The sequence below is a fragment of the Lachnoclostridium phytofermentans genome (assembly GCF_000733755.1).
Classification (GTDB): Bacteria; Bacillota; Clostridia; order Lachnospirales; family Lachnospiraceae; genus Lachnoclostridium; species Lachnoclostridium phytofermentans_A.
In genome coordinates, this window is sequence record NZ_JPOF01000002.1 from 571,374 (window position 1) to 584,465 (window position 13,092).

Consider the following 13,092-nt stretch of genomic DNA (forward strand, 5'->3'; position numbering starts at 1 on the left):
CCTTTAATTAATTTCTTTACTTCACCTCCACTTACTTTACTTCTCTTAAATTCACTTCTTAACCTCAATTTCCATCTCTCCCCTACAACTTATCAAGCCCTTGATACATGCTAACCATTGGCATATAAATCGCCATTACGATGACACCAATTATGACCGCCATCACAATGATGATAATTGGTTCTAAGGAAGTGGATAGTGATTGTGTGGCTATCTCCACTTCATCTTCGTAATACTCTGCTACCTTATCTAACATTCCTTCGATATTACCGGTTTCTTCTCCAATGCGTAGCATCTGTGAAACCATCAGGGGAAATAAACCGCTTGCGGCGATTGGAGCAGATAGGGAAACACCCCGTTCTGCCTCTTCTTTGGTTTTTTCAAGCACCTTTTGAAATAACACGTTAGTCATGGAACGTGATGTTATCTCCAATGCTTGTGTTACCGATATCCCCGATCCAATTAAGGTACTTAAGGTGCGTGCAAAGTTAGCGCTGGCACTCTTTACATGCAATCTACCAAGAATCGGTATCTTTAACTTTAGTTTACCAAATAATAACTTTCCCTCCTCCGATGTATTAAATACCTTCACACCCACCACTACAATAAGTATAATAAAAGCTATGAAATACCAGCGAAAACGGATCATATCACTAAGCTTCATAACAAACTTTGTAATAAAAGGAAGCTCACTTCCCATCTCCGTAAACATCTTTGCAAATTGAGGTACAACAACCACGGACATGATAATTAATACTGCGGTTGCCACGAACAATAGCATTACTGGATATATCATAGCTTTTTTCATCAGTGCTTTTAATTTAGCTGTTTTTTCGAATTGTAAGGCCATTCGCCCGAAAGCTTTATCAAGACTGCCTGAGGCTTCACCAGCCTCTACCATATTGACTAATAGCGACGGGAATACTTTTGGAGATTTTCTCATCGCCTCTGCCAAAGTTTCTCCCCGTTCCACAGACTGTTTTGTTTCCTTAATGGCACTTTGAAATATCTTGTTTCCTGTCTGTGTCGATAGCATATCTAAGGCATTCACAACCGTTACACCGGCATTTAAAATACTTTGAAACTGCCTGCAAAATACGGATAGTTCCCTTACCTTTACCGGGCTCCCGATAGTGATATTGATATCTTTATTTAAAAGGTTTAACTCTGTTACTGTGATTGGAATAAGTCCTTCTCCTCGAAGAGATACACGAACCTTTGTCTCATCTGAGGCTTCCAGTTTCCCCTTTTTTTCTTTCCCTTCTTTAGTAATAGCAACATAAGAGAATTCTGACATTCTTATCCTCCTTAGTGTTATTAAACTACAACACTGATTAATATAAAGAACTTCAAAAAACTACTCGAGGTTCTTTATTAACCCTGACTCTTTAATATTTAAAATAGTCAATCAATAATTACGTATAACTAAAATAATAGCGAGTAATTAAGGATACTATTATTTAAATTGATAGGAGTCCTATTATTCAAATCAGTAATAAATCTCTACCATCACATATTATTCGATAGCCCCTACCTTACTAATGGATATGAATTCGCTACTAAGATCCATGGTAATCTTCTACTAAAACACTAAATCAATAAATTCCCACTTCTTAAAATAACTTTCTCTCCAGCGCCCTTGGATCTAACGCATAACGGATTGCATGTTCTGCATCAACTTTTCGGTGCAAATAAAGATCATATATTGCATCGTCCATTGTTTGCATCCCATATTTTTTATTTGTCTGTATCATAGAATCAATCTGGTGTGTTTTTGCTTCACGAATCAAATTCTTTATCGAAGAATTGGCATGCATGACCTCAAAGGCCGCAACTCTCCCTGTCTGTTCCTGATTCGGAATTAATTGCTGTGATATTACCGATTCCAGTACCGAGGCTAGCTGAATTCTTATCTGCTGTTGTTGGTGTGGCGAAAATACATCGATAATACGATCGATGGTATTTGCTGCACCTGTCGTGTGTAATGTGGAAAATACAAGATGTCCTGTTTCTGCCGCAGTGATAGCGATTGAGATGGTATCTAAATCTCTCATCTCACCAACTAAAATTACGTCAGGATCTTCTCTGAGAGCAGCTCGTAATGCTTGTGCATAACCTGTGGTATCAAGACCAATTTCTCGTTGATTCACAACTGCTTTTTTATGATTATGTAGATATTCGATAGGGTCTTCTAGAGTTATGATGTGTGTATTATAAGATGAATTGATAATATCGATTAAGGATGCTAACGTGGTTGATTTACCGCTCCCGGTTGGTCCAGTCACTAATATTAGCCCTCTCTTTTTTTCCGTGAGTTCAATCACCGAACTTGGAATACCTAATTCTTCTGCACTGGGAATGATAGTTCCTACCAGACGTATTACCAAAGCATAGGAGCCTCTCTGCCGAAAGATATTAACACGAAATCTCCCAACACCAGGCATTGCATAAGCGAAATCAACTTCCCCCTTCTCCTCCATCACTTGCCTTACTCGTTCATTAAGGAGCGGTTTTACTAAATTTTCAGTGTCAATCGGCTGCATCCGCGGATAGTCTAAATTTCTTAGTTCCCCATGCACCCGTATCTTAGGTGGTATTCCTACGGTAATATGTAAATCAGAGGCACCTTTGTCCTTGGATTGTCGTAACAATTCATCAATGGTTACCATGGTTATCATCACCTCTCAATTGATAAACTAATCTATGTAAACTTATTTACTAGGAATCCTCGTCATTGCTATAAGCAATCCGCCTCATCTCCTCAAGTGAAGTGACACCTTCAAGAACCAAGTGTTTTACACTTTGCTTTAAAGTACACATCCCTTCTTTTTGCGCTTCCTCCTGTAATTCCTTTGCAGTACAGTTTTTCGATATCATTGCCTTAATACGACTTGATATTGGCATGATTTCATAAACGCCTATTCGTCCTAAATAACCAGTTTCGTTACAGCTTGGACAACCACATGATTCAAAAACAGAAAACTTCTCCCCTTCTTTTTGTTCCAGAAGTTGATAATCTGTTGAGGATAGATTCCTTAGGCGTTTACATTTGCATAAGCGTCTCACTAAACGTTGTGCAATTACGCCAATCGTTGCATCTGCTAGCAGATATGGTTCGATGCCCATATCAACAAGTCGTGTAATCGAGCTTGCCGCAGAGTTTGTATGTAAGGTACTAACTACGAGGTGCCCTGTTATGGAAGCTGTCACTGCTATCGAGGCTGTTTCTTGATCCCTGATTTCTCCAATCATAATAATATCCGGATCTTGTCTTAAAATTGACCTCAATGCACTTGCAAAGGTTAAATCAGCCTTTGTGTTTACTTGTACTTGATTTATACCATTTATGTTCGCCTCAACAGGATCCTCTACTGTGATAATGTTTACATCTTCTTTATTGAGCTCGCTAAGAGCTGTATAAAGCGTGGTTGATTTACCGCTTCCGGTCGGTCCGGTCACGAGAAGCATTCCGTGAGGGTTTTCCAGTAGCTTATTAAACTTATGTAACTCATCTTTGGTAAATCCAAGATGACTCTTGTCCCTTGTAAGGGCGTTCTTAGCAGTCAAACGCATTACTATTTTTTCTCCATAAACGGTTGGCAGAATAGAAACTCTGATATCATATTCCACCTTATCTACATCCTGCGTAATACGTCCATCCTGAGGTTTACGCTTTTCTGAAATATCCATTCCTCCAATAATTTTTATCCTTGCTATTATTGCTGATAACATGGTATCTGGATATTCCCCCACTTCCTGAAGGGCTCCATCCACTCGGTAACGTACCCGAATATGCCCCTCCAGTGGTTCAATATGTATATCACTGGCTCGCTGTCTTACCGCTTGTTCAATGATTGTTCTGACTAATATAACAATCGGTGCATTATTAACACTGGTATTTAACTCATTCTCTAGTTCTTTATACAGGCTTTCTTTTTCTTTTGTAAATTGTTTCGCGACAGCCTGTACCTCTGCATTGCCATAATAGCGGTCAATTGCAGCCATAATCTCCTGATTCGTCGCAATAACCGGGATAATCTGGGTATTGGTAACAATCGATAAATCATCGATTGCTATCATATCCAAAGGATTCTCCATCGCAACCAACAGCTTCGTGACACTGCCCTCTGCGAATGCAAAGGGCAGCATTACATACTTTTTTAAAATGGATGGCTCGGTTATAAGGTTTAATACCTCTTCTTTTATACGAATCGAAGCTAATTCAATTCGTTCCAAACCTAACTGCTTTACCAGGGCATTTGCTATCTCACTCTCCGTGGTAAAACCCATGTCTACTAAAATGGTCCCTAACTTCTTTTGTTCCTTTTTCTGACGTTCCAAGGCTTTTTCAAGCTGTTTGTTGTTAATGATTCCCTCCTCCATTAACAAATCTCCTAAACGTCTTTTTCGGTGTAGTAACCCTTGTGTTGTAGTATGCTTTACCAAAGCTATCCTTCCCCATCTAACTTAAGGTAGACCTCTGCTTATTTATTGCTTCCTTTCTTGCCTTAAGGATAATATTTCGAATATTAACTGCGTCATCCACGTTCATATCTGGTACTCCCTCTAAGGGATATGTCATATTCATTGCCTCATACTTACTTTTTCCCATCGTATGATAAGGAAGTACATCTAAGGCTTTTAAGGACGTTAATTCTGCTAAAAACTCTCCTAATTGTCTTAATTCTGCAGGCTCATCGGTTAGCCCTGGTACTGCGACAAATCGTATCCATAATGTAACCTTTTGCTCTGACAGAAATCGTGCAAACTCTAAGATGTTAGAATTCTCATGTCCTGTTAACTCTTTATGCTTTATAGAATCTATCTGTTTTATATCTAACATAACTAAGTCTGTTACTTTTAATAACGGTTGAAACTTTTCCTTATCCGCTGGTCGAAATGTAATCCCTGATGTATCAAGACAGGTATGAATTCCCTTTTTCTTCGCCGCTTCAAACAATTCAGTAACAAACTCTAGCTGTAGTAAAGGCTCTCCACCTGTGACTGTAATCCCGCCGCCTTTTAAAAATTCCTTGTAAGAATCATATTCCTTTAGAATATCATCTACTGAACGAAGTGTACCTCCATTTACTTCCCAAGTATCCGGGTTATGACAGTACTTACACCTCATCGGACATCCCTGCAAAAATACGACAAAACGTATTCCTGGTCCGTCTACTGTTCCAAATGATTCTGTTGAATGGACTTTTCCTAACATACTTCCTCCGTTTCTTCCGGTGTGGATAGGAGCTTTTTCGCTCCGTAGAAATTCATAGGTTGCAATCAATACCTTTGAATTTCTTGTCACACTTCCTTGGTACAAAATCTGTCAGTCCAATCCCATAAGATTCGCCAGCAAAAAAAACTAAATCACTGGTCGAAACGCATTTTACAAGGAAATTACAACACAAACCAAGAAAATGCAAGGCAATATTACTCCTTTTTTATGCAAAACTAGTAATATTGGACTAGCTATAATATACCAAATATTGGAATTCAAGTCAATGACTAAATATACATCTCATCGCTATTTTTCGAGTTAAAACGCCTCTCCATAATTTTAACTTTTCTATATAACACCATATAATAGAAACAATAGGAGCCCACTACCACCATGCCTAAGTTGAGCCAGCAAGCTGTCTCACTTGTCATGAATAAAACGGTAGCAAACTCCTATCGACTTCACTTCATATTTTATTTTCCTAAAAGTGATTGGAGTTCACTTTTACTCACAAAATAATTACTTACATAGACTGATGAAATGTTCTTGAGATAACATCATCCTGCTGCTCTTTTGTAAGTTTTGTAAAGTTTACTGCATAACCAGAAACACGTACTGTTAGCTGTGGGTAATTTTCTGGATGAGCCTGTGCATCTAATAAAGTTTCTTTTGTGAACACATTAACATTTAAGTGATGGCCACCTTTTTCAACATAACCATCTAATAAAGATACTAAGTTTTCTACCTGTTGATTCGACATACTAACCTCCTTCTGCCACATGTCGGCACACCTTAGAGCGATATACCGTTATATAGTATATAAATATAAAAATCTATGATAAAATCCAAAAGGACTTAACTTTAGATTATCTTGGTATGCTGTTTTTAACTAATCTTAGTCTTATGCTATGGAATTTTTTATAACTAAGATAATAGAAAAACAACAAATTTTCTAACTTATTTTTCTAGGACCCTTCTTACATGTCATCAAAACCTTTATGCAATGTCGGAACCTGGCATGCAACGTTGCCACCCCTACAATCTGCACTGATGGACTTCTTATCTATCCGGTCCGCTGCCATAAAATTAGAATCCTCTACTGTTATATTCATATGCCCGCCACCGCCTTCGACAAATTGGTCAAGCATAGCAACCAGTTCATTAATTCTTTCTTGTTCAGTCATATCGGACCCATCCTTTCTTAGTCGTCAGCCATAAGATCTAAGTCTAAGTCTCCAGCAAATAATACATCATTCTTACCCAATGCTCCTGGTACAATGGAGAAGGTATTGGAAATACCATCCTGAGCATCGCGGAATGGAAGTTTTGCAACAGATGCAAGTGAGGCTGCTGCACCATGAGTATCACGGCGATGCATTGGATTAGCACCAGGTGCTAAAGGCTCACCTTTCTTACGTCCGTCTGGAGTATTACCAGTCTTCTTACCATAAACTACATTAGAAGTAATAGTTAAAATTGACATAGTTGGGTATCCATCACGATAAGTGTGGTGTTTACGAATCATATTCATGAAGTCGTGAACTAATTGTACCGCGATATCGTCAACACGGTCATCATTGTTACCGTACTTTGGATAATCCCCTTCGATTTCGTAATCTGTTACAATGCCATTCTCATCACGAATTACTTTTACTTTAGCATACTTAATTGCGCTTAGAGAGTCTGCTACAACAGAAAGTCCAGCAATACCAGTTGCAAAGTAACGCTTTACATCACGGTCATGAAGTGCCATCTGAATTCTCTCATAGCTGTATTTGTCATGCATGTAGTGGATTACATTTAATGTATTCACATAAAGCTCTGCAAGCCACTCCATCATATCTTTGTATTTTGCCATAACATCATCATAATTTAGGTACTCACCCTCAACTGGACGGTATTTTGGTCCTACCTGAATCTTAAGGACTTCATCCACACCACCATTGATAGCGTAAAGAAGACATTTTGCAAGATTTGCACGAGCTCCAAAGAACTGCATCTCTTTACCAATTCTCATAGAGGATACACAACAAGCGATTGCATAATCATCACCATGAGTTGGACGCATGATATCGTCATTTTCATACTGAATGGAGGATGACTTAATTGACATCTTCGCACAGTATTCCTTAAAATATCTTGGAAGTCTAGTAGACCATAGCACTGTCATGTTTGGTTCTGGAGCAGTACCAAGGTTATCAAGAGTATGAAGGTAACGGAAGGAAGTCTTTGTTACCATATGACGTCCATCAGTCCCAATACCTGCGATACTCTCTGTTACCCAAGTAGGGTCACCGGAGAATAGGGCATTGTATTCAGGTGTTCTTGCAAACTTCACAAGACGAAGTTTCATAATAAAATGATCGATATATTCTTGTGCTTGTTTTTCTGTAATAACACCATTGTCTAAATCTCTCTGGATATAAATGTCAAGGAAGGTAGATGTACGGCCTAAGCTCATAGCCGCACCGTTTTGCTCCTTAACCGCTGCAAGATATCCGAAATAGAGCCACTGAATTGCTTCTTTTGCATTGGTAGCTGGCTTAGTAATATCATATCCATAGATTGAACCTAGCTTCGCTAGTTCCTTTAATGCACGAATTTGCTCTGCTAATTCTTCTCTTAAACGTATATTCTTACTTGTCATTCTCTTTAGAGATGTTGCAAGTTGTTCTTTTTTGTCTTCTATAAGGAAATCTGTACCATAAAGTGCTACTCTACGGTAATCTCCAATAATTCTACCTCTACCATAGGCATCTGGCAAACCAGTAATGATTGCTGATTTTCTGGCGAGTTTCATTTCATCCGTGTACGCATCAAATACACCTTGATTATGTGTCTTACGGTAATCCGTAAAAATACGCACTACCTCATCATCTACCTCGTATCCATTTTCATGGCATGCATTCTGTGCCATACGAATACCGCCAAATACATGTAGGGATCTCTTAAAAGGTTTATCGGTTTGAAAACCAACAATTGTTTCAAGATCTTTATCTAAATAACCAGGACCGTGAGAAACGATAGTAGATACTACTTTAGTATCCATATCAAGGACTCCGCCCTTTTCTAATTCTTTCTTAGAAAGCTCCATAACCTGAGCCCAAAGTTTATTGGTGGCTTCGGTTGGTCCTGCTAAAAAGGATTCATCACCATCATACATTGTATAATTGTTCTGGATAAAATCTCGAACATTTACTGTGGTGCACCATCTTCCTTGCTTAAAACCTTCCCATTCCTGTTTCATAACTGAAGTCATCATTATCCTCCTTACGCTGTTGCAGCTGTGTGGAATGAACTCGGGAGCAAGCTTATTATTACGAAAAGCTTGACCAGTAAACCACAACATATTGATGAGTTGTTAAAAAATAGACAATATATTGTAAAAAAATCTATTCCAAGTTCTTAGCATCATTATATAAGAAATAGCAATGATTATCAATATTGAAAATTATAGAAAATAGAATACATTTATTCTATTAGATTATACTAATATACCAAAAACGAATATTTAGTCACAAAAATGATAACTCTTTTGGGTTGAGTACTGTATTTTCCTGTGCTATAATAGTCGTGTTTGAGATCTATTGACCCATATTGTTGTATTTTATAGTAATACCCTAATTGGTAGTCAAAACAGAGGTTGAGTTGACCTCTCTTATCAAAATAAAAATGTAATAGGATAAATAAAGAAGGGACGGTACCACATGAAAGTCGGATTTGACAATCAAAAGTATTTAAAGATGCAATCGGAGCATATACGGGAAAGAATCAGTAAGTTTGATAACAAACTTTATCTAGAGTTTGGAGGTAAATTATTTGATGATTATCACGCATCCCGTGTATTACCAGGATTTGAACCAGATAGTAAATTAAAGATGCTTCTGGAACTAAAAGATCAAGCGGAGATTGTAATCGTAATTAGTGCCATTGATATAGAAAAGAGTAAAGTTCGTGGGGATTTAGGAATTACTTACGATTTGGATGTACTCCGACTTATCGATGCTTTCCAGAGTAAGGGGTTATATGTTGGTAGTGTTACTATCACCCAGTATTCAGGTCAAAGCAGTGCTGATCTTTTTAAATCAAAACTAGAAGCATTAGGAGTGAAAGTATACCTTCATTATATTATTCCAGGTTATCCAAATAATATCTCATTGATTTTAAGTGACGATGGTTATGGAAAAAATGAATTTATCCAAACTAGCAGACCACTTGTTGTAATTACTGCTCCTGGCCCTGGTAGCGGTAAAATGGCAACTTGTCTTTCTCAGCTCTATCATGAGCATAAACGTGGCGTACGCGCAGGTTACGCTAAATTCGAGACTTTCCCAATTTGGAATCTTTCTTTAAAGCATCCAGTGAATGTAGCTTATGAAGCAGCAACTGCTGATCTTAATGATGTTAATATGATTGATCCGTTCCATCTGGAAGCCTATGGTGTAACAACGGTTAATTACAATCGAGATGTTGAGATCTTCCCAGTACTAAAAGCAATTTTCTTAAGGATTGATGAACATTGTCCATACAAATCACCAACCGACATGGGAGTTAATATGGCTGGGAATTGTATCATAGACGATCAGGCCTGTCGAGATGCCTCCAAACAAGAAATTCTGCGAAGATACTACCAGACACTCTGCAATGTTATAACAGGTGTAAGTGATAGTGATGAAGTATATAAGCTGGAGCTTCTCCTAAATCAGGTAGGTGTATCCGTAGAGGATCGTCCTGTTATAAAAGCTGCAAATGACTTAGCAGACCTTCGTAAATCTCCAGCAGTTGCTATGCAATTAGCAGACGGAAGCATAATTACCGGTAAAACAAGTGAATTACTAGGCGCATCAGCAGCTGTGTTATTAAATGCGTTAAAAGCTCTTGCTGGAATTCCTCATAAGACTCATGTCATCTCACCACTTGCTATCGGACCTATACAGCAATTAAAAACTCAGTATCTCGGAAGTTCTAATCCAAGACTTCATACGGATGAAGTCCTGATTGCTCTTTCCATCAGTGCGAAAGAAGATGAGTATGCCAGAAAGGCAATGGAACAGCTTCCACAATTAAAAGGTTGTGAAGTTCATACCAGCGTTATTTTATCTGAGGTTGACCGAAAAGTATTTAAAAAGCTAGGTGTGCACTTAACCTCTGAACCAACCTACGAGAATAATAAACTATTCCATTAAATTAAGCTATTAACAAAAGTCCACAATAACTTTTTTAAAAGAACAACCATACCTCCGTTTCTAATGCTCAGAACATTAGTTTCAGAACACTCAACTAATGTTCTGGGCACTTTTATGTTTCTTAACTCCATTCTCTACTTCTTCTGCTTCTTTTCTACATCTTTTTCTATTCTTTTTCTATTCTTTTTCTGCTTCTTCTCTACTTCTTTCTCTATTCTTTTTCTATTCTTTCTCTATTCTTTCTCTATTCTTTCTCTATTCTTTCTCTATTCTTTCTTTATTCTTTCTCTGTTCTTTCTTTATTCTTTCTCTGTTCTTTCTTTATTCTTTCTCTGTTCTTTTTCTATTCTTTCTTCATCTTTCTTTATTCTTTCTCTTCATTTCCACTTCTTTCGTATTAATTCTATGAATAATCTTTTTAGCTATTTTAATTGATGATCTATTTTATAATCTTTTCTTCTCACTAGTTCCTATTCTTCTATATTTTATCAATTTTTTTCTATTCATTTCATAGCTTTTGATCAATTTTTTTATTTTTTATGTCATATTTTCATAATATAGTGAAAAACTAATACTATATCGTATTTTAGTTTAATATAAAAATAAAGCAACATTATAAATTTTACACAGATTTTACAAATACACCTATTTCATTTTACATTTATCTTCTATCCTAAAAAGGCAATTGGTCTAGGAAGACAAATGATAACTTGATAAAAAGGAGAATCCCTATGGATATTTTTTCGTTATTTACCCTGTTAGGAGGATTAGCATTTTTTCTTTACGGAATGAATGTTATGGGCGCAGGTTTGGATAAGGTGGCTGGCGGTCGATTAGAACGACTATTAGAAAAATTAACCTCAAATCCAATTAAATCGGTGGCACTTGGTGCTCTTGTTACAGCTGTCATTCAATCTTCTTCTGCTACTACTGTTATGGTAGTTGGATTTGTAAACTCTGGTATCATGAAATTAAGACAAGCAATCGGCATCATTATGGGTGCTAATCTTGGTACCACTGCGACTGCGTGGATTCTAAGCCTTTCCGGATTAGAAGGTGACAGTTTTCTCGTAAAAATCTTAAAGCCTTCTTCTTTTGCGCCAATTCTTGCGTTCATTGGAATTATCTTAGTTATGGCTGCAAAGAAAGATAAGAAAAAAGATGTCGGAAGCATCCTAATTGGATTTGCCATCCTTATGTTTGGTATGGATACAATGAGCGGTGCTGTGAAACCTTTAGCAGATATCCCAGAGTTCAGAAATATTCTTACGATGTTTTCAAATCCAGTCCTTGGCGTATTAACAGGTGCAATCTTAACAGCAGTCATCCAAAGTTCCTCTGCTTCAGTAGGTATCCTACAGGCACTTTCTATGACTGGTGGTATCACATTTGGCTCAGCTATCCCAATTATCATGGGTCAGAATATAGGAACTTGTATAACTGCATTAATTTCTAGTATCGGTGCCAACAAGAATGCAAAACGTGCTGCATTAGTTCACCTTTACTTTAACATGATTGGTACAATCATATTCTTATTAATTTTTTACACGATTCAATATACCATAGGATTTCCGTTTATTAATGATTCCGTAGATGCTGTTTCTATCGCTGCGGTTCATACAACCTTTAACTTATTAGCTACTGCATTATTACTTCCATTTACAAGAGGCCTTGAGAAACTGGCTTGTATTACAATAAAGGATGGTGAGGATTCTAAGGTTTCAGAAGATAAAATCACCGGAATTGACGAGCGTTTTCTAGCATCCCCAGGTTATGCAGTAGATCAGTGTAGTGAAGCCACCAAACAAATGGCTGAGTTATCAAAAGAAACAATCTTAACTTCTATTCGTCTGCTTACAGAATTTGATGATAAAGTAGGCGCATCCATTATGGTAAATGAAGATAAGGTTGATAAATATGAGGACATGCTTGGGACCTACCTTGTTAAATTAAGTACCAAGAATTTGTCAATCACTGATAGTAACTCAGTTTCTATGTATTTGCACAGCATTGGTGATCTAGAACGTATCAGTGACCATGCAGTTAATCTATTAGATCTTGCTAAGGAGATTCATCAAAAATCGATTAACTTCTCGAAAGAAGCACAAGATGGACTAGATGTTATGACAAGCGCTGTAACCGATATATTAAATATGACAATAAAAGCATTTGTTACTGATGACTTAGAATTAGCAAAAAGAATCGAACCACTGGAAGAAGTAATTGACCACTTAAGAAAAGAGTTAAAAGATCGACATATTAAACGATTACAAAAAGGACAGTGCACAACAGAACTTGGTTTTGTCTATACTGATATTTTAACAAACTATGAACGTGTGTCGGATCACTGTTCTAACATTGCTGTAAGCATGCTACAGTTAAGTGAAAACAGCTTTGATACTCATGAATATCTTCATGATGTAAAATACACTGGTGATCGTTCTTTTACAGAACAATTTGAAGCAAATAAGAAAAAATATGCTCTACCAGAGATAACTAACGAGTAGTGTCATTATTTTTTCTCCTGATGATACAGAAATATCAAAATGATTAACAGCATCACAAGATAAATCAACAAGCTTTCTTGCAAATGTAAGACAAGAAAAACACGCATTGCGGAGTTTATATTGTATAAACAAGAAAAAGCTCGCTTTGCGAACCTTTCCTTGTCATGAATAAAAAAGT

9 protein-coding genes are annotated in these 13,092 nt (G+C 37.2%); 2 read left to right on the forward strand and 7 right to left on the reverse strand.

From position 1 onward, the window contains the following. Positions 1–82: 82 nt before the first annotated feature. From CC92_RS0105145 to pflB, 7 genes are all read right to left on the reverse strand, one after another. The gene (locus tag CC92_RS0105145; protein WP_029504060.1) at positions 83–1,297 is read right to left on the reverse strand and encodes a type II secretion system F family protein; all 1,215 of its coding nucleotides are present in this window, start codon (positions 1,295–1,297) and stop codon (positions 83–85) included. Positions 1,298–1,613: 316 nt separating this feature from the next. Then, positions 1,614–2,669, reverse strand: a complete 1,056-nt coding sequence (locus CC92_RS0105150) for a type IV pilus twitching motility protein PilT (RefSeq protein ID WP_029504059.1) — start codon at positions 2,667–2,669, stop codon at positions 1,614–1,616. A 49-nt stretch (positions 2,670–2,718) separates the two neighbouring features. Beyond that, complete coding sequence (locus CC92_RS0105155) at positions 2,719–4,383, reverse strand: GspE/PulE family protein (RefSeq protein ID WP_051650826.1); 1,665 nt, start codon at positions 4,381–4,383, stop codon at positions 2,719–2,721. Between the two features lie 79 nt (positions 4,384–4,462). Further along, positions 4,463–5,218 (reverse strand): pyruvate formate-lyase-activating protein, encoded by a 756-nt coding sequence (pflA, locus tag CC92_RS0105160; protein ID WP_029504055.1) that lies wholly within the window; start codon positions 5,216–5,218, stop codon positions 4,463–4,465. A 526-nt stretch (positions 5,219–5,744) separates the two neighbouring features. Then, positions 5,745–5,981, reverse strand: coding sequence for an autonomous glycyl radical cofactor GrcA3 (gene grcA3, locus CC92_RS0105165; protein ID WP_029504053.1), 237 nt, complete (start codon positions 5,979–5,981; stop codon positions 5,745–5,747). 217 nt (positions 5,982–6,198) lie between these two features. Continuing rightward, positions 6,199–6,405: a hypothetical protein gene (locus CC92_RS0105170; RefSeq protein WP_051650825.1), complete on the reverse strand. Its 207-nt coding sequence runs from the start codon at positions 6,403–6,405 to the stop codon at positions 6,199–6,201. Between the two features lie 17 nt (positions 6,406–6,422). After that, on the reverse strand, positions 6,423–8,468 hold the full coding sequence (gene pflB / locus CC92_RS0105175) for a formate C-acetyltransferase (RefSeq protein ID WP_031420197.1): 2,046 nt from the start codon (positions 8,466–8,468) through the stop codon (positions 6,423–6,425). 460 nt (positions 8,469–8,928) lie between these two features. On the opposite strand from pflB, the gene CC92_RS0105180 reads away from it, so the two are divergent. Together CC92_RS0105180 and CC92_RS0105190 are read left to right on the forward strand one after the other, a co-directional pair. Next, a complete protein-coding gene (locus CC92_RS0105180) occupies positions 8,929–10,407 on the forward strand; it encodes a DUF1846 domain-containing protein (RefSeq protein WP_029504048.1) in 1,479 nt (492 codons plus the stop codon). Between the two features lie 731 nt (positions 10,408–11,138). Continuing rightward, positions 11,139–12,914: a Na/Pi cotransporter family protein gene (locus CC92_RS0105190; protein ID WP_029504047.1), complete on the forward strand. Its 1,776-nt coding sequence runs from the start codon at positions 11,139–11,141 to the stop codon at positions 12,912–12,914. Positions 12,915–13,092: the final 178 nt, after the last annotated feature.

Bases quoted from the DNA above. Each gene is read 5' to 3' on its own strand.
- CC92_RS0105170 (WP_051650825.1), bottom strand. From the start codon at position 6,405: ATGACTGAACAAGAAAGAATTAATGAACTGGTTGCTATGCTTGACCAA.
- pflB (WP_031420197.1), bottom strand. From the start codon at position 8,468: ATGAAACAGGAATGGGAAGGTTTTAAGCAAGGAAGATGGTGCACCACA.
- pflA (WP_029504055.1), bottom strand. From the start codon at position 5,218: ATGTTAGGAAAAGTCCATTCAACAGAATCATTTGGAACAGTAGACGGA.
- grcA3 (WP_029504053.1), bottom strand. From the start codon at position 5,981: ATGTCGAATCAACAGGTAGAAAACTTAGTATCTTTATTAGATGGTTAT.
- CC92_RS0105180 (WP_029504048.1), top strand. From the start codon at position 8,929: ATGAAAGTCGGATTTGACAATCAAAAGTATTTAAAGATGCAATCGGAG.
- CC92_RS0105150 (WP_029504059.1), bottom strand. From the start codon at position 2,669: ATGGTAACCATTGATGAATTGTTACGACAATCCAAGGACAAAGGTGCC.
- CC92_RS0105145 (WP_029504060.1), bottom strand. From the start codon at position 1,297: ATGTCAGAATTCTCTTATGTTGCTATTACTAAAGAAGGGAAAGAAAAA.
- CC92_RS0105155 (WP_051650826.1), bottom strand. From the start codon at position 4,383: ATGGAGGAGGGAATCATTAACAACAAACAGCTTGAAAAAGCCTTGGAA.
- CC92_RS0105190 (WP_029504047.1), top strand. From the start codon at position 11,139: ATGGATATTTTTTCGTTATTTACCCTGTTAGGAGGATTAGCATTTTTT.